This window comes from Nostoc sp. FACHB-110, assembly GCF_014697425.1.
Classification (GTDB): domain Bacteria; phylum Cyanobacteriota; class Cyanobacteriia; order Cyanobacteriales; family Nostocaceae; genus Nostoc_B.
Genome location: NZ_JACJRU010000023.1, coordinates 43,801 through 66,487 on the forward strand (window position 1 = coordinate 43,801; position 22,687 = coordinate 66,487).

General features: G+C 41.0%; 19 protein-coding genes and 2 tRNA genes. 8 read left to right on the forward strand and 13 right to left on the reverse strand.

What is annotated here, in order from left to right; genetic code table 11:
- Positions 1-33: 33 nt before the first annotated feature.
- Positions 34-876, forward strand: a complete 843-nt coding sequence (locus H6G69_RS19985; RefSeq protein WP_190690873.1) for a polysaccharide deacetylase family protein — start codon at positions 34-36, stop codon at positions 874-876.
- Positions 877-1,006: 130 nt separating this feature from the next.
- On the opposite strand, the gene H6G69_RS19990 is transcribed toward H6G69_RS19985, so the two are convergent.
- Entirely contained in the window at positions 1,007-1,399 is a 393-nt protein-coding gene (locus H6G69_RS19990) for an alr0857 family protein (RefSeq protein ID WP_190690874.1), read from the reverse strand.
- A gap of 154 nt (positions 1,400-1,553) precedes the next feature.
- Positions 1,554-1,808, reverse strand: a complete 255-nt coding sequence (locus H6G69_RS19995; protein ID WP_190690875.1) for a hypothetical protein — start codon at positions 1,806-1,808, stop codon at positions 1,554-1,556.
- Between the two features lie 71 nt (positions 1,809-1,879).
- Here H6G69_RS19995 and H6G69_RS20000 point away from each other — a divergent pair, with 71 nt between their 5' ends.
- The 3 genes from H6G69_RS20000 to H6G69_RS20010 all read left to right on the forward strand — a co-directional run bounded on the left by H6G69_RS20000 (position 1,880) and on the right by H6G69_RS20010 (position 5,695).
- Positions 1,880-2,215: a hypothetical protein gene (locus H6G69_RS20000; protein WP_190690876.1), complete on the forward strand. Its 336-nt coding sequence runs from the start codon at positions 1,880-1,882 to the stop codon at positions 2,213-2,215.
- Between the two features lie 832 nt (positions 2,216-3,047).
- Positions 3,048-5,093 (forward strand): GAF domain-containing sensor histidine kinase, encoded by a 2,046-nt coding sequence (locus H6G69_RS20005; protein WP_242072121.1) that lies wholly within the window; start codon positions 3,048-3,050, stop codon positions 5,091-5,093.
- 8 nt (positions 5,094-5,101) lie between these two features.
- Entirely contained in the window at positions 5,102-5,695 is a 594-nt protein-coding gene (locus H6G69_RS20010; protein ID WP_190690877.1) for an SRPBCC family protein, read from the forward strand.
- 70 nt (positions 5,696-5,765) lie between these two features.
- Here the strand turns inward: H6G69_RS20010 and H6G69_RS20015 are convergent.
- Positions 5,766-5,838, reverse strand: a tRNA-Glu gene (locus H6G69_RS20015).
- A gap of 57 nt (positions 5,839-5,895) precedes the next feature.
- Positions 5,896-5,968, reverse strand: a tRNA-Glu gene (locus tag H6G69_RS20020).
- A gap of 313 nt (positions 5,969-6,281) precedes the next feature.
- Here H6G69_RS20020 and H6G69_RS20025 point away from each other — a divergent pair.
- Positions 6,282-8,204 (forward strand): sodium:proton antiporter, encoded by a 1,923-nt coding sequence (locus tag H6G69_RS20025; protein ID WP_190690878.1) that lies wholly within the window; start codon positions 6,282-6,284, stop codon positions 8,202-8,204.
- Here H6G69_RS20025 and H6G69_RS20030 read toward each other — a convergent pair.
- Together H6G69_RS20030 and H6G69_RS20035 are read right to left on the reverse strand one after the other, a co-directional pair.
- Positions 8,171-8,794, reverse strand: a complete 624-nt coding sequence (locus tag H6G69_RS20030) for a cytochrome b N-terminal domain-containing protein (RefSeq protein ID WP_190690879.1) — start codon at positions 8,792-8,794, stop codon at positions 8,171-8,173. The two genes, H6G69_RS20025 and H6G69_RS20030, sit on opposite strands and share 34 nt — an antisense overlap.
- A 99-nt stretch (positions 8,795-8,893) precedes the next feature.
- Positions 8,894-9,589 carry a triacylglycerol lipase gene (locus tag H6G69_RS20035; protein ID WP_190690880.1) on the reverse strand — a complete coding sequence of 232 codons (696 nt, stop codon included), beginning with the start codon at positions 9,587-9,589 and terminating at the stop codon, positions 8,894-8,896.
- Positions 9,590-10,144: 555 nt separating this feature from the next.
- Between H6G69_RS20035 and H6G69_RS20040 the strand changes: the two genes are divergently transcribed.
- Positions 10,145-11,566, forward strand: coding sequence for a hypothetical protein (locus tag H6G69_RS20040; protein ID WP_190690881.1), 1,422 nt, complete (start codon positions 10,145-10,147; stop codon positions 11,564-11,566).
- A gap of 35 nt (positions 11,567-11,601) precedes the next feature.
- Here H6G69_RS20040 and H6G69_RS20045 read toward each other — a convergent pair whose 3' ends face one another.
- The 3 genes from H6G69_RS20045 to H6G69_RS20055 form a co-directional block, all read right to left on the reverse strand.
- Complete coding sequence (locus H6G69_RS20045) at positions 11,602-12,717, reverse strand: sensor histidine kinase (RefSeq protein ID WP_190690882.1); 1,116 nt, start codon at positions 12,715-12,717, stop codon at positions 11,602-11,604.
- A 6-nt stretch (positions 12,718-12,723) separates the two neighbouring features.
- The gene (locus tag H6G69_RS20050) at positions 12,724-13,908 is read right to left on the reverse strand and encodes an FIST signal transduction protein (protein WP_190690883.1); all 1,185 of its coding nucleotides are present in this window, start codon (positions 13,906-13,908) and stop codon (positions 12,724-12,726) included.
- A gap of 630 nt (positions 13,909-14,538) precedes the next feature.
- Positions 14,539-16,644: a M3 family metallopeptidase gene (locus H6G69_RS20055; RefSeq protein WP_190690884.1), complete on the reverse strand. Its 2,106-nt coding sequence runs from the start codon at positions 16,642-16,644 to the stop codon at positions 14,539-14,541.
- Between the two features lie 358 nt (positions 16,645-17,002).
- On the opposite strand from H6G69_RS20055, the gene H6G69_RS34435 reads away from it, so the two are divergent.
- Positions 17,003-17,134 carry a hypothetical protein gene (locus H6G69_RS34435; protein ID WP_277883425.1) on the forward strand — a complete coding sequence of 44 codons (132 nt, stop codon included), beginning with the start codon at positions 17,003-17,005 and terminating at the stop codon, positions 17,132-17,134.
- Between the two features lie 55 nt (positions 17,135-17,189).
- Here H6G69_RS34435 and H6G69_RS20060 read toward each other — a convergent pair whose 3' ends face one another.
- The 4 genes from H6G69_RS20060 to H6G69_RS20075 form a co-directional block, all read right to left on the reverse strand.
- Positions 17,190-18,575 carry a cytochrome P450 gene (locus tag H6G69_RS20060; protein WP_190690885.1) on the reverse strand — a complete coding sequence of 462 codons (1,386 nt, stop codon included), beginning with the start codon at positions 18,573-18,575 and terminating at the stop codon, positions 17,190-17,192.
- Positions 18,576-18,834: 259 nt separating this feature from the next.
- Positions 18,835-19,224 carry a hypothetical protein gene (locus H6G69_RS20065; protein ID WP_190690886.1) on the reverse strand — a complete coding sequence of 130 codons (390 nt, stop codon included), beginning with the start codon at positions 19,222-19,224 and terminating at the stop codon, positions 18,835-18,837.
- A 64-nt stretch (positions 19,225-19,288) separates the two neighbouring features.
- On the reverse strand, positions 19,289-20,320 hold the full coding sequence (locus tag H6G69_RS20070; RefSeq protein WP_190690887.1) for an NADP-dependent oxidoreductase: 1,032 nt from the start codon (positions 20,318-20,320) through the stop codon (positions 19,289-19,291).
- Between the two features lie 21 nt (positions 20,321-20,341).
- A complete protein-coding gene (locus tag H6G69_RS20075) occupies positions 20,342-21,820 on the reverse strand; it encodes a CoA-acylating methylmalonate-semialdehyde dehydrogenase (RefSeq protein WP_190690888.1) in 1,479 nt (492 codons plus the stop codon).
- Between the two features lie 84 nt (positions 21,821-21,904).
- Here H6G69_RS20075 and H6G69_RS20080 point away from each other — a divergent pair, with 84 nt between their 5' ends.
- Entirely contained in the window at positions 21,905-22,564 is a 660-nt protein-coding gene (locus H6G69_RS20080; protein WP_190690889.1) for a hypothetical protein, read from the forward strand.
- Positions 22,565-22,687: the final 123 nt, after the last annotated feature.

Here is a 22,687-nt window from a genome sequence, read left to right on the forward strand (position 1 = left end):
TTATGATGGGCTGAATATTTTTAGGAACCTAATGTGAAAGAAAAAGACCGGGAATTATACAGAATATTTGGTTGTGTAGCGATCGCCTTTTGTGTAACAAGCTGTAGCACCTCTGCAAAATTGGAAAATACCCAATCAATGAACAAAGTCCATGCAGCACCAGTGCCAGATCAACCAGTAACCAGTCCAACAGATGCTAAACCACAGCCATCAACTAAGCCAGAAAACCTTAATTTCGAGGTTCCGGCGAAATTTCAAGGAAAAACCTTATATAAAGTAGAGCCTAGTAATCAAGAGAAAGTTATTGCCTTGACTGTTGATGATGGCCCCTGGCCAAAAACAACCTTACAAATGCTGGATATTTTCAAAGCAAATAACGTTAAGGTGACATTCTTTTGGGTAGGGAGTGCTTTACAAGCAAATCCAGAAATTGCCAAGCAAGTTGTAGCGGAAGGACACGCCATCGGCAACCATACTTGGCATCACTGGTATAAAAATATGGATGCAGCCACAGCCAAAAAGGAAATTGACCGCACCTCTGAATTGATTTACAAAACAACAGGAGTCAAAACAACTTTGTTTCGACCTCCTGGGGGCTTTTTAAATAATGGATTAGCGGCTTATGCCAAAAGCCAGAAATATTCTGTAGTTATGTGGTCTTTGACTTCCGCCGATACTGACCCCCGTGCTAAACCCCAAGCATTTGTGAATAATGTATTGAAAGGCGCAAAACCAGGAGCTATTGTTTTAATGCACGATGGTGGAGGCGATCGCAAAAGAACAGTAGAAGCACTACCAAAAATCATCGCTGGGCTGAAACAGCAAGGCTACCGATTCGTGACAATCCCCGAACTTCTACAAGAAAGCGGAAAGTAGAAGTATGAAATTTCTCAAACAGGATTCAGGAAGTCAGGAAGCCCAAATTCAGAATGGAATTGGAGTGTGAGATTTCGACAAGCTCACGACATCGCTCCTGAATTCTTATTCAATTTTCATACTTCATACTTCACACTTCATACTTTACAGATGCACAAGCTTGAGCTTCTTGCCACAGTTTTTGCAGAAAGAACTCGGTGCGATCGCTCATTGTGGTAATGAATACGCCTACAGCATCTTCAGCACCATTCGATAACCAAGAACCCTGTAGCGTCACTTCCACATATTCACTATCGCAGACACATAAGGCTATGACTTCGCGATCGTCTCGTTTTACCTCCGCCTTAAGTGCTTCTACCCCTGGCAGATCAACAGGTAGCAAAAAGGAAGCAGTACTCGGTTCAACACACAGATTTTGTCCAACTCGCATAGCGAAAATTACTCGCTGTGCTACCCACTCCTCTAGTGACTGAGGAATACACTCTAAACAAAAGCTCCTTTCGGTGTAAGTTAATTTCAGCATTCCTTATGCTCTCCTGCTATTCCAGGTTTGCTTGCACATTTGTCCAAAACTGTTCAGCCAAAACGCTCTTCACAGTTTCACTCCTTATAAAAAAACCCCCGCTTCTTAGTTGGGTGAAGCGGGGGTTAGAAATTTACCAAAAACTTTTCTGGTTTTATATCGGTACAGTATGCTTTTGTCTGTACCTCCCGCTTCTTTGGTTCAGTTGTGGTTGCGCGTGCAGCACGCCTATGCCGAGATATCTAAAATCAAAATCATATTTATCCTCTTTGATTAGCCCATTAATTCGGCTACCATTACCCATAAATAAATACTCCACTCCCACAGCGGCCGATTCCCAACTGGATGGACAGTTGGTAGCACGCAAGGAAGTAGAGATGGGATAGAGGGATTTCACAGAAAATTTCACCTATTGAACATTCCTTTAAACATACTACACTTGTATTACTATCCTGTCCATACCCATAAGGAGAAAAAGTCATGCATACGATTACTCGCACCCCAACTACCGATATGGAAGTTACCAGCATTCGTCTGGAGCGAGAACTTAAGGATAAACTCAAAGAAATAGCTGGCAATCAGGGCTATCAAGCTCTAATCCGCGATATTCTTTGGAATTATGTCCAACAAAAATCTGGGGAGTGGAAACCGCGATTTTCACGAGCCGACATTCGAGCTAGTATAGCTGCAACTGCTCAACAGGAAGAACGTTGTGTACTCACAGGTCAATTAATTCAGCCTCAACAACCTATGTTATTAGGATTAACAAGAAATGGCGATATGGTTCCTCTCAGTATCGAAAGTTTGGCTGGTTAGTTTTTAATGCTACTGAAAGCAGCTTAGTTATTGCTTACAGTAACTAGGCTGCTGTTATTATTTTGTTTTTTTATGATATAAATGAATTTTATTGAATTAATTTATAAGTTAAGGCAAAGTAAACAGAACAAAAATAAAACTTCCGAGTTGATGAGTTTTTCTTAATATTTGGTAAGCTAATCGTCATTAAAATTGCTTCATATTTATGGTATTCAACCCTGCAAACAGCCACATAAATTGCATCTAATCATTGGGGAATCTGATAATAGTTGCTATAACGGAAAGAATCTTCTCTCAGTACTACTATCTCAGCCTTTTGCAAAATCTATGCCTGACATCATCCTTTACCAAGTCTTTACGGAGAGAATCTCTCTACTATCAGAATTTTTCCTGAAGCTCTGTCATAATGAAATTTAAATTTTTGGCAAAATTCAGATAAATGTACTTAAATTAATGATTTTTTACAAGCAATAAATATTACTAAACTTTATATATTTTAAGTATTAACGCGGTTCTTATCTTTAGACTAATTGTCTGAATTCCAGAGAAATTACGGTTTATGTATAGTTACAGACAAGCTATCCTAGGCCCATGTTAGTAAGAATAGACCTGCAAAAAAGCCCAAGATCACCTGGAGGCAGAACCTGAGTATATTTTGGATCTTTTTATACCTATATATAAAGTATTCTTATATACAAGTAACTTGTTCATTTGCCAAGAAAAGGGGCTATAACAGGTGAGATAAAGTCTTTAATCAAAGATTTACCACGTATTGGGGTGCAGAGACATAACTAACGGTGGATCATATGCCAAGAAATTGGGTGCATATAATATGGGGTCATTATCCAAGAGCGTGCCAGGGATGAAAAAGCATTTATCATTGCCGCGACAGTATCCGGATGACCTAGAGCGACTACAATCATACCCAGTCAAGCTGATGCAGCATCAGAAAGAATCAACTCTCCAGTTGGTACAAAAAATTAACCACATCATCGCCAATAGTTCAGCAACAACTTTGATGCTGCAAGAAATTGCTCGCTTGCTAGGAAATGCTTTCAAAGTTGATTGCTGTTGTTTAGTTACAGTTTCCAGCGAAGCATCTGCTGAAGCAACTGCTGTACATTGGTGCGCTGATGAGTATCTGGGGATGCCACACTCCAGTGAAATGTTCTCAACAGAAAGTTTATTAATGGATTTGCCCGTATTGCAATGTGCTGCAGAACCATTCACAATTGACGACATTTCTACGATTCGCAATAGTTTGATAGTTGGAGGTCAACAACTGCCATTACCAATCAAAGCAGTTTTAGCCATCCCAACTCGGTTTTTAGGTCAAAATAACGGTGTAATTAATCTGATCAAATTCCAATCCTATGATTGGAGTGACTCAGAAAAACAATTATTAAAATTAGTTGAATCTGCTTGTGCGATCGCTTTTTCGCAGGTGAACCAATTGCATCTGATTGCTGCACAACAGATGCATCTCCAAAAAAATGGTCAATATCAAAGTTTAATTCAGCAATTAACTATATTGAGTCGTAGCAACTTAGAGTTAAATCAAATGCTCAAGTTAGCTATTTCCTCAACTGCCGAATCTTTACAGGCAGACAGAGGCTTATTAATATTACTCAAATACACAGATCCTTTATTTAGAACTCAAGCTAGAAGAACAATTCCCAAAGCTAAGGCTAATGTAGTTGCCGAGTGGAGTAAAAAGACTCAAGGTTATAGCAACAGCGAGTCGGAAACTCAATCATTTTTGCTTTCGGATTGTGGTTTGTGCCAACGTATATTCTCAGATTCAGGCAGACCTGTAATTATTGATGATTATAGAGAACTTCAAGATACTTTAACACCCACTGCTTTGTTTGCGATTGATGAGTTACCTGCGGTGTTATTAGTACCCTTGGAAAACCAAGGCAGAATCTTAGGGTTTATTGTCTTACAACAAGCAACAGCCCGAAATTGGCAAACAGCAGAGTTGAATTTAGTAGAAATGGTATGCGCTCAAATAAGTAATGCCATTATTCAGTCACAAACACTGCGCCAAGTCCAGACTTTGGTGGATGAACGAACAGCAAAACTTCAAAGCAGTTTGGAGTTGCAAGCTAAATTGCACGAAAAAACACGGCAGTATGTCCAGCAACTGCGAGAACTCAACCAACTTAAAGATGAATTTTTAAGCAATATGAGCGATCGCTTACGTTATCCATTGACAAATATGCAAATGTCAATCAAAAACTTGCGATTGCCAGGAATCACCGCAGACCGCCAAGCCAGATATATGGATATCCTAGAGCAAGAATGTACGAAAGAAATTAATTTAATTAATGATTTGCTGACACTCCAGAAACTAGAGTCTCAGCAAGAACGCCCGCAACTTGAAACTATAGATTTAAATAATAGAATTCAAACATTAGCCGCCAATTTGGAACCAAAACTGGCAGCTAAAGCTTTAAGTATAGATTTAGATTTACCCCAAAATTCTTTAACAATCCAAACTGAGCTAGAAAGTTTTAACCGCATTCTGCAAGAATTGTTCACAAATGCCTGTACATACTCAGAGCATGAAAGTATGATTCATGTGCAAGTCTGTCACCGAGTTGAGCAACTGGCGGATCGAGTTATCATTAAAGTAACTAATACAGGCAGGGGCATCTCTGAAGAAGAAGCCACCTACATATTTGATAGGTTCCGTCGTGGTAAAGGTGGGCGATGGACTCCTGGAACAGGTTTGGGACTTGCTTTAGTTAAGTCTCTGGTGCAGCATTTGAATGGGGCGATTGCTGTTGAAAGTACGCCAATTCCAGATTCCCAACTCAGCCAAGTTTGTTTTACTCTTTCCTTGCCCCAATTTTCTGAAGAAAGCGAATTATAAATCCGACCGTGACTGAACAACAAAATTTCCCAGCGAACCTTGATTTTAACGCCGTTAGTGACGACGACACAAGCCTAGAAGACAATTTAGCTGTTGATGCAGCTAATTTACCTCCGGTGACTGTCCAAATCGAGAAGATAGCCGAGCGACAACGGCAAATTACCGCTAAAATTCAAATTCCTCATCCTGTAGAACGGATATGGAAAGTTTTGACAGATTATGAGGCCTTAGTTGATTTCATCCCTAATCTTGCTAAGAGTCGTTTACTGGAACATCCCCAAGGTGGGATTCGACTCGAACAAGTTGGCTCACAACGCTTACTCAACTTCAATTTTTGTGCGCGTGTAGTCTTGGACTTAGAAGAATCTTTCCCTAAAGAAATTTGCTTTTCTATGGTTGAGGGAGATTTTAAAGGCTTTTGTGGGCGTTGGCATCTAGAGCCTTACTCTGGGGATGGGATTACAGGCACTAATCTTTGTTATACCATTCAAGTTTGGCCGAAGCTGACAATGCCAATTTCAATTATTGAACGTCGTCTGAGTAAGGATTTACAGTTAAATCTACAGGCGATTTATCAGCGTGTAGAACAGTTAACAGTTTAAAAACTAACAAGCTTTTCTGATTAGTACTTCTTGAAAGAAAAGCTTGTTATTCAACAAAATTTAATTAAAGTACCCCCAGGGGAATTCGAATCCCCGTCGCCTCCGTGAAAGGGAGGTGTCCTAGGCCTCTAGACGATGGGGGCATAAGACTGCCCGTTGATAGGTTAGCCAAGATTAAGTTTGACGCTGCCTTGGTTAAATACCCCCAGGGGAATTCGAATCCCCGTCGCCTCCGTGAAAGGGAGGTGTCCTAGGCCTCTAGACGATGGGGGCATCGCAATCAAACCTTTTATAAGTTAACTAATTTTCTGAATGATGTCAACAGCTTTTGCAAAAAAAGAATTTTTATTGCAAAAACAGGAGGAAATTTAGGGTTACAGGGGCAGGGGCCAGAAGAAAATGGGGAGAATGCTTGTTGACAAACTACCACTTTTTTTGGAACTAGAGGACAATAGAGTATCAAACAAAACCAAGTAGAGAAGAAAATCGAAATTCAATGGAAAAGAGTGTAATGTTGTACCCTGGAAAAGTAAACTTTACATTTCTTTACAAGAGATTTTGAAATTTATCGCTCAAAATCTACAACATGGAAGCATCTCTTGAAATCACCTTACAGATGGCGATTGCCGTTGTAGCAGGTATTAGCGCCCAAGTAATGGCGGCATATTTGCGCTTACCGAGCATCGTCTTGCTATTATTTTTAGGCATTCTCCTCGGTTCTGATGGTGTGGGTTTGTTGCACCCCCATACACTAGGCACAGGACTAGAAGTGATTGTGGCTTTAGCGACGGCTATCATTCTGTTTGAAGGTGGGCTGAATTTAGATTTACGCGAGTTAGGCAGAGTTTCTGTGAGTCTGCAATTACTCGTCACCCTAGGAACGTTAATCACCTTACTAGGGGGAAGTATGGCGGCGCATTGGTTGGGTGAATTTCCTTGGAATATCGCTTTTCTCTACGCTTCTATTGTGGTAGTGACAGGGCCAACCGTGGTTGGGCCTTTGCTCAAACAAATCAACGTAGATCGGCAAGTGGCGACGCTCTTAGAAGGGGAAGGGGTGTTAATTGACCCGGTGGGAGCTATTCTCGCCTTTGTGGTGCTGGATACGATTGTGAATAACGATGCCGATCCGGTAAATGCCATTGTTGGTTTGCTGATGCGTTTGGGAGTAGGTGCAGCGATTGGTGCAGTAGGCGGTTATTTGATGAGTTGGGTATTTAAACGCGCCAATTTGCTGTCGTTTGAGTTAAAAAATTTGGTGGTTTTGGCGATACTTTGGGGCCTTTTTTCGTTGGCGCAGGCTATTCGCACAGAATCGGGAGTAATGACTACCGTTGTAGCCGGAGCCGTATTCGCCAACTCTTCAGTTCCAGAACAACGTTTATTGCGTAGCTTTAAAGGTCAGTTAACAATTCTCAGTGTCTCTGTCCTGTTTATTTTACTGGCGGCTGATTTATCAATTGCTAGTGTGTTTGCTTTAGGTTGGGGGAGTGTATTAACTGTTTTGGTGCTGATGTTTGTGGTGCGCCCAATTAATATTTTGGCTTGCACTTGGAACAGTGACCTCAACTGGCGGCAGAAATTATTTTTAAGCTGGGTGGCTCCTAGGGGGATTGTTTCGGCTTCTGTAGCTTCATTATTCGCCATTTCCCTAACCCAGCGTGGGTTCAATGGTGGTGACGCGATTAAAGCATTGGTATTTCTCACCATCATTATGACGGTAGTGTGCCAAGGGTTAACTGCTGGGGGAATTGCTCAGTTGTTGCAAATTACATCTAAGGATGCAACGGGTGTGGTGATTGTTGGCTGTAATCCCTTGAGTTTGTTAATTGCGCGCTTCTTTCAAGAACGGGGCGAAGTTGTGGTGATGATTGACACAGATGCAGCACGTTGTGAAAAAGCCGCAGAGCAAAATATTAGAGTTATCGCTAGTAGTGCGCTTGATACTGGAGTTTTGGAAGAAGCGGGACTAAGTTCTATGGGAACTTTTTTAGCGATGACAAGCAATGGTGAGGTCAATTTTGTTCTGGCGCAACGTGCTGCTGAAGAATTTAAGCCGCCGCGTGTGTTAGCTGTTTATCCCCGCGATCCCCAAGCGAGTAATTCAGGAAATCACAAGACGGTAAGTCAAGCTTTTGTGAATGACTTAACTATTAAAACTTGGAATGAGTATCTGAATGATGGACGGGTGAAGTTGGGAACAACTACGTTAGATGAAGTAGATTTTGAGGCTCAACAAGAGCGCATCCAAGAAAAGATCCGGACTGGGGCATTGATACCGCTTTTGTTAGAACGGGAAGAACGCCTACAAGTGATGCCAGCAAATCAAGAATGGGAAGTAGGCGATCGCATTATATATTTACTGCACGATCCCAGACCAAATCTTTTAAAACGCTTATCTGGTGCTAGTCAATCCACCCCCTTGGTTGTGGAAAAACTGCCGGAGGTGGAAGAAATACCTGTACCGACTTTAGCTCAACTTTCTACCAGTGAAGTTTCAGGAAATTGATCTGTATACATTTCTTGTTCTTGCCAAAGTAAGGCGAGTAAATGAGTAACAGCCAAAATTAAAGTCGCACCAGCAATCAAATAACTGTGGAGTGCATAAAGATGCTCTACTGTCAAGCTGCTAATTGCTCCGCCACCTGTGAGGATGTTTCGCAACTGCCCACCAATGAAGGGAATGACTTCAATGGTTCCTAATTCAATGCTGAAACGCCAGTAGCCTTCTTGTGTCCAGTCGAGCAGCATGGCTGTCCAATCTAGAGCAATCGCGCTGAGGGTGAGAAAAATACCACTAATCCAAGCAACGAGCCAACTTTTACTAAATTGTCGCCCTAAAAACATCACGACAATCTGTACCAGGGCGATCGCAATTACCAAATTACCAGAAATCTCATGGGTTCGGTAAAACAACCAACCATAAGGCACTTCAGTATTAATCATTTTTAAGGAATTGTAAGCACCACCCGCTGTTGGCTCGTAGTAAAAAGACAGCAAAATGCCAGTGGTGGTATAAATCAAGCACAGGGTCAGAATTACGACTGATAATATCGTTGCGAGTCGCCGCACAATTCTATCAAACTGGGTGGTTTGCATACTTCACCCCTCCTGTTCTTTATTAAATATGTATTTTTATTACATTTTACCTAAATAAATATAAATATTTTTTACTTTTATCAAATAAATATAAGATTTTTAAATTAGATACTTGAGCCACATATTTAGCGGTTCTGGGGAGCCGTACCAAATTCCGGGGCTTCGGGGCGAGTGTCTTACGCCTTCGATAATTAAATTCTCTGCGCCTGCCAGATGAGCAGCGACAATTGGAGTAATGCCATCACCCCAGGTGTTACCTTGTCCGCAGGTTAACTGATAACTGCTGTATGCAAACCAACTTCCTAGTCGTCGTTCTCCCAAGATAGTTTTGCCAGCGATACAGACGTAACGGACATTTTGATAAAATGCGCCGGGATAATTATGAGTCACAAAGTCAAGATTCCAACGTGTCCAACGTTCTTGGCTGATGTGGGGTGTGCCTAGCGTAGTTAAAGTAGCAACGAATGGGTGAGCATTCCAAATTGATGGATTCACTTCACCTCGGGCAGTATAGGGCTTTTCTCCTAAATAAATCCGGGAAATCCAACCGCCAGCTGAATGTCCAATTAGATTGATTTGGTTTGCTTGATGCTCTTGCAAGATATTTTTAACGGTGTTGTCTAGCAATCGCAAAATTGGGGTAACGGATCTGCCACCAACAGTAGGCAACCAGTCACGCCGTCGTAATGGTACTGTGACTGTGGGATACCCTAATTGTGTCAGGGATTTTTCTAGGGGAAGGTAGGCGATCGCATTTTCTAAATAGCCAGGCACAATAACTGTAGGTAACGGCATTTGGTAGTGAGTTTGAGAAGTTTTTTGGTATGAGATGTTGCCAGCAAAACTGCAAAAATTATAGGGGGCTAATTTGGCAAAATATCAGCAACAAACAGCAAATTTAGTCACAGTTTGCGACACACTGATGTGGTAGGATGTCAACTGTATGTACTTTACCCGCAAGCCAACTAGGCATCGACAAAATCTCAAAGATTGCGCTAAAAGCAGTTAAACTAATACATTATTAGTCTGCCAAGAAAAGATAACTATATCTTTTGACCGATGCAATCAACCTTGCTGATTAATACTGTTAGTTTCAGTTCGATTGGCAGCAATAACCAAAAAAATAGTATTTAACCAATTAAAAGCTACACTTAAGCATAGCCAGAACGTGCAACCTAAAAAACGAAGTTACGTCATTAATTAGAGATTGAACAAGGACAGAAAAATATTACTTGTAATTTTGATTACTAGTTGAGGAAGTTATTATTTTTCAATGGATGCATCTTGTGGTGTCGAGATAAAATTTACTTCTTAATTAACAGCAACTGAGCAGAGTGAACGATAACAGCTATGTCTTACGTCTCCCTACTAAAAAATATACCAGAAATTTTAAGCCAGCCGACTGGAATAGCCGCTATAGCCTCCGTTGGTATTCACGGTGCGATCGCGTTGATTGTTCCTTTAATGCCAGTAGATAATAGTCAATCTAAAGCAGCATCAAAATCGGTAGGTGTGATGGAAATCAGCCAAGCCGATCAAAATCGCTTACCACAAACTCCAGGCTCGCCGCAAGTAGGCATACAACAACTGCCACCATTACCAGGACAACAACAATTAGCCTTACAACCACAAATACCATCAACTGATTTTAACTCTCAAAGTACTTTTGTACCGCCGCCACCATCTAGCTATACGCAACCACCACTCTCACCCTTACCTATAAATCCTAATAACTATCGCACTTACTCTTTACCTTCGAGACAATCGTTTCAACTTCCCAAACAAGATTTTCGCTTTGACAATTCTGGTTTTAGAGCTAATAATCCCAAATTTACTTCACCAGTACCCAGTTTTGATAGCCAGCAAATAGCACAAGCACCGCAACCGCTACCGGTAGAAAGATTACCAAAACTTTCTTCAGAGCAAGTACCTACCGATTTGGCAAATACTCCTATTCCTGCTTCTAGCCCAAATATGACAACTGCCAACAATATTACGCCACAGCCTACGCAGGTTGATGATATGTTGGGCAATCAAAATCAAAATTTAGCAGCCAATATTAATTCAACTTCTGAGACTAGGAATAATCCCACAACTACTACTGGTAGTGTTGCTAATGTCCAATCACAACCAGCAGAAACAACCACATTACCCAAAAACGCACCGAGTCCAACACAGATTTCTCAGCTTACATCTTACGAAGAACTGAGAAAAGCACTCCAGCAGCAATACCCTAATTCCGAAGAAAAAGCTGTGATTCGGGACACTGTTGGTGTGAGTAAAGCAGGCGTAGAAGGAACAGTTTTAGGTTTTTTAGTTGTTGACCCAGATGGTAAAGTATTGGATATCAAATTCCAAGACAAATTGCTGTCGCCGGCACTGCAATTAAAAGCCAGACAATATTTTAATGCTAAATCTTTGAAAGGCAATAAGCAAATTAGCCGCTATCCATTTAATTTGCGTTTTCAAGATAGTAGTAAAACTGCTGGTGTAACTCCCCCCATTAATACATCGCCCTCTGAAAAATTGTCTAATCCCATCAATAATAATCAGTCAACACCTGCAGTATCACCTCCTGCGAAACTAATACCACTGTTGAAACCAACATCTAGTGAAATTCAGCCAATACCAACACCTGAAACAACTAGCAAACCTTTATCTACAAGGATTAATAGAAATCAACTGTCATCCTCTCAAGAAGCTAATCCAAAGCTAATTCAAACATTGCGTGAGTTTAGGGAAAAAAGAGAAAATTCTAGTTCAGCCCAGTAAATCTTAGTTGATAAGCTCCGTTCTGAAGAACGGAGTTAGATATTTTTACTTTGATAATCTTCTGGGTTTTCTGTCTTAATTGAAGATTGAGATTGTTGAATTGGAATTTGAATAATAAATTTTGCGCCTTTATCTGGTGTTGAATAGCATTCTAGTTTTCCTCCATGCAATTCAACAATAATTTTATAACTAATAGATAAACCTAAACCTGTACCTTTGCCAATATCTTTGGTGGTAAAGAAGGGATCGAATAATTTTGCTTGTACTGGCTCGGCAATTCCTAAACCATTATCAGCAATGCTAATTTCTATCCAATGAGAATTAATGACTTTTGTAGCGATGGCAATTTGGGGAGTAAATAACTCTTTAATACATTTTTTGTGAATAACTGCCTCATCTAAAGCGTCAATGGCATTTGCTAATATGTTCATAAATACTTGATTCAGTTGCCCTGCGTAACATTCAATTAAGGGTAAATTTCCATAATTACGGATGATTTGAATACCCTGAGCGTTACTGGCGGATGGCTTCAGACGGTTATTTAAAATTACTAAAGTGCTATCAATACCATGATGAATATCAACAGTTTTAAACTCGGCTTCATCAAGGCGAGAAAATGTTCGTAGTGATTTAACAATTTCACAGATACGTTCTGCCCCACACATCATAGATTGAAATAGCTTTTTTGAATCTTCTTGGATAAATTCCAGATCCATTTCTGTGATTTTTTTTTGGATAGCACTGACTGGTTGAGGATAATACTGTTGATAAATTGCTACTAAGTCGAGTACATCTTGAAAATAATTGTGGGCATAACTCAAGTTACCGTAAATAAAACTCACAGGATTATTAATTTCGTGAGCAATTCCCGCAACTAAAACTCCGAGAGCAGACATTTTTTCAGATTCTACAAGTTTGATTTGTAAAGTTTTGAGATTCCCCAAAATAGTTTCTAGTTCTTTACCGCGATTTTCTAAAGCTATTTGTGATGCTTCCAATTCTCGAATGACATTTTTGAGAACTGCTTCTCTGACTTCACTAGCATTCTCTAATTGTCGGCGATCTGCCTCAGAACGATCTAATTTTTTTTGCAAAACCCGAACGGTTTTTTCTAATTCTTTGAGTCTGCCCTCGTAGTCTATATCTTGCATAGCCCTTTATTTTGTGCCTATGAGCAAAGTCACAAATGTTTCTTGGTGATAATAAGTTGAACCTTGGGGTTGGATAGGAGAAAATTCGCCGTAGGTATAAAATCCACAAATCGGAATTTCTTGAGGAATTTTTGTTTTCAGTTCTTGTTGAATAATTTGATATTCTTCTTTGGCTCTTGTGCCTAACAGCCAACGCCGACAACAACAAGAAAACAGCAAAATAGCTTCTGGTTCTTTACCGGGATAGTTTGCTAAGGCTGTCTGAAGTGAAGTTTTAACAGCATCAAGCACTTCATCACGGTTAAAATCTGTCATCTGAATTGTGGTTTGTTCCGGCACACTTCCCAGAAAATTAATGCTGCCATTGGACGCGCAAGTATTAGGAACTCGCATATAATAACGATCGCTATCTCCTTCGTAGACTGCTAGAGGATTTTCTGCGGTTGGTTGGCGATCGCCTAAATATCGCTGATAAAATTGTAGGGCTGAGACTCCATCAATTTCTTCCACCACAGTTCCGTGGGATTTCGTAACAATACTCTTGCGTCCGATAGGTGTCCAACCACAACCAGTCCCATAAGAAAACAAAATATCGCCCGAAAAAATTAAAATTGGCAACGCATCTGTAAAAACTTCGTTACCGAAAAATTGATAAGCAGTTTGAAACCTAAATTGATCTCCCGCCGCGCCTCCTAAAATTGGTATCTGCGAACCTAAAGCCGATTTCAAGCCTACCAAAACTAACTCACCATTAGTTGTCGAACCATCTGCTAAATAACTAGCAGGTAAGGTGACACATAATTTTGCTGGGGTTTTGCACTTGTTTGTAGCTTGTTGTACTGCTTGCTGCGCTGCGGCTAAGGGATTTTCTTGGACTCCGTATCCTACCCCTGCATAAATATCTACATTGTCAGAGCAGAAAAGCATTAGTGTTAAAGAATCTTGCTGAAACTCTAATATTGAAGACATTTCACCATCTGTAGTGCAACCAATTAAGTCAATTTCGGGAAATGCTTGCTGAATTTCTTTGAGCATCAGAGCATGATCAAAATCAATCGCTGCAAATACGATACCAGCTTTTGGTTTTGCTTCTGGAATATTACTTAGCTCACTAACGCATCTATCTAAAACTTCTTCAATAGCTCCTTGAGTATCAGGATCATCACTATGACCAAGAATGACCTTTAGCATTTTATCCTCTCGATTAATTCAAATTTATTTAGTTCACTCTTAAGGTGAAGCCATCAATTAGGCTGCTATCAAAATATTTATTTGGCAGTATTATCTGTGCAACACTCGGATCATTTAACATACCTTTTAGCCAGCTTAAACCTACAATTACCACTAAGCTCAGGTTTCCCAGAAACAAGTAGAGAATAACACTGCTGATGCAAATTTTTAATTTATCAGTAACAGTTAAAATTAATTGTAAAATAGTAATATAGCCATCCTATTTGATTTATAAATTCCTCAAGAAGTTAGGGAATAGGGTGTAGAGAATAGGAAGTGAATTGGTTCACGTTTCATTGCAGACTGCTATCGTAAGTATGTAATATAGCGTAATTACTCACAAAGTTAATATTTAGTATTGACAAAGTTTTTGCTATTTAAATAGCATTTTGAGGTAAGCTAATTTGTACTTAAAGTGTGTTGATAGATGAGCGATCGCTATTACAAATGTTAGTAAATAATGATACTGTACTTACGTATATTTACAATAAAAGCCTCCCTGGAATACTCAGGAGGCTTTTATACTTTTATTTGACTTAGGTAGCAAGGGTGGGAGGTTTTGGATACATACACTCCTCAACCCAGTCTTGATTAAGCGGCTGTGTTGAGCAAACCATTGTGCCGCAACAACGAAACTGTACTAGGTTCCCTACCACGGAAGGCTTTGAAGATTTCCATTGGGTGTTTGCTACCACCAAGTGCCAGTACGGTATCGCGGTAGCGTCTACCTGTGGCTTGAACAGCTTCTTCGTCATCTAAACCAGCTTCTTCAAAAGCAGCAAAAGCATCAGCACTCAGAACCTCAGCCCACTTGTAACTGTAGTAACCTGCGGCGTAACCACCTTCAAAAATATGCCCAAAGGCACACAAGAAAGAATCTTCGCTCAGGGGTGGTAAAACTGTTGTTGTCTTGGCGATACGCTGACGCACCTGGGCGGGAGTTTCATCACCACCAGGACGATAGCGATCGTGCAGTTCGATATCCACACTGCTAAAGTGAATTTGCCGCAGTGTAGCACTACCACTCATATAATTGCGTGCTGCTAACAGTTTTTGGTAATAATGCTCTGGTAATGGTTCGCCAGTTTCGTAATGCTTGGCCATACCAAATAAAGTTGGGCGTTCATAGCACCAGTTTTCCATGAATTGGCTGGGCAGTTCTACCGCATCCCACTCGACATTGTTGATACCTGCGGCACTAGTGTAATCAACCTTGGTGAGCATATGATGTAAGCCATGACCAAATTCGTGGAATAATGTCTCTACTTCATAGAAGGTCATTAAGCTAGGCTTACCATCTATGGGTGGAGTTTGGTTACATACCAAATAAGCTACAGGTAATCTAACAGATGTAGCACCATGATCATGAATCTTGCCTCGGTTGATGCATACATCCATCCAAGCACCACCGCGCTTTTCCGCAGGACGGCTGTAAGGATCGAGGTAAAAATAGGCGATGGGTTTACCTGTGTCGTCAGCGATTTGAAAATATCTTACATCTTCATGCCATACTGGGGCTTGGCCATCGGCAGGGGTGACAGTGACACCAAACAGCCGCTTAACTAGTCCAAATAAACCGTCTAAAACTTGGGGTAAGGGGAAATAAGGACGTAATTCTTCAGTTGTAAAGGAGAATTTTGCTTCTCGTTGGCGTTCTGCCCAAAAGCTAATATCCCAGTGTTGTAAATCTGCGGCTTCTGGCGCGCCTTTAGCAGCAGCAAAAGCTTTGAGTTCGGCTAACTCTTTGACAGCAGCATCATAACTGGCACTGCGCAGTTCTTCTAACAGTGCTTCTACGGCTGCAACATTGGGAGCCATTTTACTAGCAAGGCTTAACTCGGCAAAATTTTTGTAGCCTAACAAATTCGCTAGTTCTAACCGCAGTTCTAAAATTCGGGCAATTAAAGGATTATTATCTAACTCACCAGAAGAAGCACGGGTGATAAAGGCTTTGTAAAGCTGTTCACGCAAGTCGCGGCGGGTGCTGTGCTGCATGAAGGGGCCGTAACTCGGGAAATCTAAGGTGATGCGCCAAGGGCCATTTTCGGGGGTGGCGTTTTCTTCACCAGCTGCACGGGCAGCTTGGGCTGCTAGGCTGAGTAAACTTTGGGGTAAACCGTCAACTTCTGCTTTGGTTGTCAAAGTTAAACTAAAAGCTTTAGTAGCATCTAATACATGATTAGAAAATTTGGTCGATAATTCTGCCAACTCCATTTGAATAGCATTATAGCGATCGCGGGCTTCACCTGATAAGCCCACACCGGATAATTCTGCATCGCGGATGGCAGCTTCGACAATGCGTTTTTGGGCTGGTTCTAAAGTTGACCAGGTATCACTAGCCCGCAGTTCTTTAAAAGCATTGTAGATAATTTGGCTTTGACCAAGTTTATTGCTGAACTGAATAACTTGAGGTTGGACAGTTTCATAAGCTTCGCGCAGCTCGGGGCTATTCTTCACTCCCATGAGATGACTGACTATGCCCCAACTCCAATTTAGACGTTCGGTGAGTTTTTCTAACGGTTCAACTAAACCACTCCAAGTTGGCTGGACATTCGCTTCTAAAGTAGTCAGTTGCTCATCCAGTTCTGTTAATAACTGCTCGAAAGCTGGGATAACTTGTTCTGCTCTAACCTCCGTAAAGGGCGGTAAGCCAGTACCTTTGAGCAAGGGATTTTGAGGAATAGTGACTGCACTCATGGTGTTAAATATCTATGATATATCTTCTAATTTAGCGATCGCGCTGGCTTTTTAGCCTTGCCAAAATGCCGAAATAACCGAATGTATCTAACAGAAAACAGGGTTGAAAGTCCCGGAGTGTCTATGTTTATTAGTTTTGTCATCATTTTTTCAGCAACTGCCATAAGTTGTATTCTTTTGGTGGTGCAGTACATGGCTTTACTAACCCAGAAAATAAAGGTCAGCTAAAAGGAGCATTATATAATTCCATCGCTGATCAAAAAAATGGGGTACAAGCCCCGTCGTTCTACGACGGCTTTCTGGTAAAATAAGTATAGTCCCCATAGGGCATTGGGAGACTTTAAACGGACATGGAGGAATGGTAAGACCACCTGTGGCGCAACAAGCGCGAAGTGTCAAGGAATCCTCGTTCCTTCAGGACGAGGAGGTATGTCAACAACGTTCTTGGCTAGATATGCGGCAATTTTTTGCAGAGATTTTTCGCAAATAACCACAGACGCATTTAATTACTTTTATAGAGACTTAGCAATGCTAAGTCTCTACTTTTATTGTGGCAGAACTTGTTTTTCTGGCTCAGGCGAAGATAGTTGTTGAGCAATTTGCTGGAGTGTCACCTTGATGCCATATTCTGGACGCAGAGTGATTGAAGGTTGTGGCACGATGGAAAAACCTGGCACGACATCGATTTGGAATTTTTGGGCAATTGTCGCCAATAATAAAGCCGCTTCCATTTGAGCAAAACCCTTCCCAATACAAATCCGCGGCCCATCACCAAAGGGAATATACACACCTCTTGGCAATTGCTTTTCAAGTTCTTCTGTCCAGCGTTCTGGTTGAAAGGCCTCCGGCTGTTCAAAATATTTTGGATGACGATGCATCACCCATTGACTAATCATCATTGTTGTACCTTGGGGCACTTCGTATTCGCCAATTTTGGTATCGTGTGCAACTTCTCTTCCTAAAAGCGACACAGGCGGATATAACCGCATCGACTCTTTAATGATTTGTTGAGTGTAAGTTAAGCGGCGTAAGTCTTCTACTGTTGGTAATTTTCCTTGTAAGACTTGCTCTAACTCTGCTTGTAATTTCTCTCTGACTTCAGGATGTTGCGATAAAAGCATCCATGTCCAAGATAAAGTATTAGCTGTAGTTTCATGACCAGCCAGCATGAGAGTTGCAACTTCATCGCGCAGTTGCTTATCATTCATTCGCTCATGGGTTTCTTCATCCTCAGCATTCATAAGCATGAAGAGTAAATCATGAGTTTCTGTATTATTTTTGCGTCGCTCGTTGATTAATTGATAAATGGCTGCATCCATTTCGGCAATAGCTTGACGATAGCGAACATTTTCTGGTCGAGGAAACCATTCCCAAACTAAAAAATTCTGTCTTCGCTTGCTCTCAAACCAGTGCATAGTTATATCTAGAGCGTCAGCTACCACTTTAGCTTCACCTGCATTGACATCAGTGTTAAAAATACACTTCATGACAATCTCTAGAGTCAGACGCATCATATCTGCATGGATGTCGTGAACTTCACCATCTTGCCAGTTTTGTAACATCCGGTTGGTGTATTCCACCATAATTTCGCCATAGCCGCTAATTCGCTTTTGGTGAAAAACAGGTTGAGCTAAACGACGCTGATGAAACCATGTGTCACCTTCTGCTGTTAATAATCCTTCACCCAGCAAAGTTTTTAAGACACGAAAGCCGCGGCTTTTAATAAAATTTTCGCGGTCTTTGAGGACTGCTTCAATATAATCAGGATTTGTCACTACACAAACAGGTGTTAATCCTAAACGTAAGGGAACAATATCACCATAATCACGGCAAGCAGTGAGAAAAGCTAATGGATCTTGTCCGAGGTCAAGTAAATGTCCCACGATAGAATTTGCTGGTGGCGATGGTAAATCAAAGACATCTTGTGTCATGGTGCGTTAATCCTGCAAGTTTATTTGTAAACAGCTAAAAATATACTTTTAGCAGAAAATTTTCTGAGTTTTCTACTGGATATTTCTACTATTTCACTTTTACAGGATTTATTATTTTATAGCTAGACACTTCTCAGCCTTTAGCTATATTTCTTTTGAATGATTTTGTCCAAACATTTATACAAAAATATCCCTGATATTTCTCAAATTCAGGGATATAAACGTCATTATAAATTGGTGATAACTGCTGGATAACAAATTAAAATCTAATGCCTATTTGACCGTTAACCCCGCGCACCGAATTATAGCCTCCGCCGACAAAAACATTTTTGGTCGCCCCTACTTGAATTCCCCCAGAAACAGCCAAACCTTTATCTTCAGAATATAATCCTAAGCCTACATAAGGAGAAATAACTGGTAAGTTGATAAATTTCAACACATCTACCCCAGTCGAACCGTCTGGGCCACTGCCTACTTCCACACCTAAATTTAAGGCTCTTGCGCCCACTGCGTAAGTAATATCGCCCTCGTTGCTCCCAACTGAAACCCAAGGCTGGGGTATGAGTTGAGCAGATGCTTGGCTGGGAGTAAATAAAGTCAAAAAACCAAATGAAGCGAGCAATGTTTTAGCAATAATTCCTTTGGTCATGTTTTTCTGTTGATGTTGAGCGCTAATGATGATTAGTGGTGACGCATTTATTGAGGTTAAGTGCCTAAACTGGTTCGTCAGCAACTTTCACAGCTAGTTTGCCTATTTTGTTACCATCAAATAGTTTGAGAATAGCTGATGGTGCATTTTCTAAACCTTCGACAATCTCTAGTTTGTACTTAATTTTGCCTTGGTTTAGCCATTGTCCAAGCTCTTGCATCGCTTCAGGAAATCTGGGCAAATAATCAAGAATAATAAATCCTTGAATTTTGGCTCGCTGCATTAAAATTTGGCTATAGTTGTAGGGGCCAGGCACGGGTTCGGTGGCATTATAAGCTGAAATCAATCCACACAGAGGAATCCGCGCGTGCAAGTTAATTTTGGTTAGCACAGCATCTAAAATTGCCCCACCAACATTATCAAAATAGATATCAATGCCATCAGGACATGATTGAGCTAATGCTGTTTCTAAATTGGCGGTTTTATAATTAATTGCATCATCAAAGCCGAGTTCTTCTAATAACCAACGGCATTTTTCATCTGAACTAGTTATTCCCACTACACGACAATTTTTAATTTTGGCAATTTGTCCGACAACAGAACCCACGGCTCCGGCGGCGGCTGAAACAACTACAGTTTCGCCAGCTTGAGGTTGTCCGATATCTAAAAATCCACAATAAGCGGTAATACCTGTAGCACCTAAAGGCCCAACAAATGCAGTCAGTGGACAGGGTAAAGGTGATGGTAGTTTGGAAATACCATTACCAGTGTTACCCAATGCTAGAGCATAATCTTGCCAGCCAAGTAGTCCAGAAACTAAGTCTCCTGGGTGAAAATTGGGATGTTTTGATTCTTCTACTACACCAATACCACCGCCGCGCATGACTTGACCAATGGCTACAGGCGGCATATATTGAGGGCGATCGCTCATCCAAATCCGATTGGTAGGATCTAATGAAAGATAGATATTCCGTACCAAAACTTCCCCATCGCTAGGGCTTGGTATTGGTTCTTCTCGATATTCAAAATTATTAGGTGTGATATCGCCAACTGGTCGAGATGCCAAGCGAAATTGTCGATTTTTGCCTGTGTTCATAGGTTTCAGCCATTGAGTAATTTAAAATTGACGTGACCAATTATTCGGCCAACGTTCTACAACTACCTTGGTTTGAGTAAAAAATTCGACTGCATGATTACCTTGTCCGTGTAAATCACCAAAGAAGCTATCTTTCCAGCCACTGAAGGGGAAGAATGCCATCGGGGCGGCGACACCAATATTAATCCCGATGTTTCCGGCTTCGGCTTCGTAGCGAAATTTACGCGCGGCTGCACCACTGCTGGTAAACAAACAAGCCATGTTGCCATATTGACCACTATTGACTAAGGCGATCGCTTCGTCAATACTATCTAAGTGAATCAAACTTAAGACTGGGCCAAAAATTTCGGTGCGGGCTATTTCCCCTGTAGGACTGACATTTTGTAAAATCGTCGGCCGGATAAAATTACCTTGTTCATAACCAGTAATTTGCGGGTTTCGCCCATCAACTAATAATTCTGCGCCTGCTGCTACGCCTTGTTGAATTAATTGTTCTATGCGTGTTTTACTTTGGCTGGTGATGACAGGCCCCATTTCTACGCCTTGTTCTAAGCCATTACCTACTACACGTTTTTTGGCTATTTCAGCTATGGCTTCGGTAAATCTTGCCCTGGCTTCTCCCACGGTAACGGCAATGGCAGCAGCTAAACAACGTTGTCCGGCACAGCCAAAGGCACTATCCGCCGCAATTTTGGTGGTCATTTCCATATCTGCATCTGGCAAGACAATGATGGGGTTTTTTGCCCCGCCTTGACACTGCATCCGTTTGCCATTGGCTGCACCCCGACTGTATATATATTTAGCTACGGGTGTAGAACCAACAAAACTAATTGCTTTGATTTGAGGATGATCTAAAATTGCATCTACAGCGGCCTTTGCACCGTTAACTAAGTTAATTACACCTTTGGGTAAGCCAGTTTTTTCGATTAATTTAAAGATTTTTTGCATTGTCAGTGGTACTTTTTCGGATGGTTTGACAATGTAGGTATTGCCAGTAGCGATCGCATAAGGTAAAAACCAAAAAGGAATCATCCCCGGAAAATTAAACGGACATATCACCGCCACCACTCCCAAAGGTTGACGAATCATAATTTCATCAATACCTCTGGCTATATCTTCTAGATTTGTTCCCTGCATCATCATCGGGATACCACAAGCAATTTCCACATTCTCAATGGCGCGACGCATTTCACCTTGCGACTCAGCTAAAGTTTTGCCACACTCTTGGGTAATGGTACGTGCCAAGTCCGCAAAATTTTCTTCTAGCAGATTTTTAAGTTTAAATAGATACTGCACTCGTTCTGTAGCGGGAGTGCGTCGCCAACTTTCAAAGGCTACTGCGGCTGCTTCTGCGGCTTGATGTACCTCTGAGGCTGGTGATAAAGGTACACGCGCTAGAATGGCGGCTGTAGTTGGGTTGATTACATCTAAATATTCTGTTGCATTCGATGTCAACCACTGACCATTGATGTAGTTGGGTAAGCTAGAAATACCATTCATGAGAATTGGCAAAATGTAGATGCAGCAATCTTATCTTAGTCTTTTCAATTACTTATTTACTCTTTGCGCCTGAGCGTGATATTTATGCAATTAAACTATCCCACAGATACATTAAATACTTTATTGAGCCGTTGGCAAAAGACACTGCAAACTTTTGCCGTTGATAAATTAGCTGCTGAACAAGCTTTTGTTAAGTTAGTTGCAGCTTACTCCACGCCTGAGCGTCATTACCATACACTGCAACATGTTGAGCACGTCCTCAACACCGTCGATGTTTTGCAAGGCTATACTCGCAACTTATCGGCTGTGCAACTAGCAGCTTGGTTTCATGATGTAGTATACGATAATCAAGCTGAAGATAATGAAGAAAAAAGTGCGGATTATGCTTGTGAATTATTGAGTGATTTAAGTTTGCCACAAAGTGCGATCGCCACAATCACTCGTTTAATTCTTGATACCAAACATCACCAAGCAACTGTTAATGATGAAGATACCTACGTATTGTTAGATGCAGATTTAGCCATATTAGCTGCTAATCCAGGACAGTACAAAGAATATACTGACTCTATCCGGCAAGAATATGCCTGGGTATCAGAGGCAGATTATATTCAAAGTCGTACACAATTTCTCAAAAAACTTTTGCAGCGTCGGTATATTTATTTTACACCTTTAATGTGGGAATTTGCTGAACCAGCTGCTAGAGCTAATCTCCAACATGAAATTCAAAATCTTGTGTACAACTAGTTAATCTTGTTTTCATTTTTATTCGGGTACTTTACTTTTTGGCAAAGTACCCTATTTTATAATTACTTATGCCGCTTTTGAAAGCTATTATCGCATTTACACTAGACGCGGGCGATCGCTTAA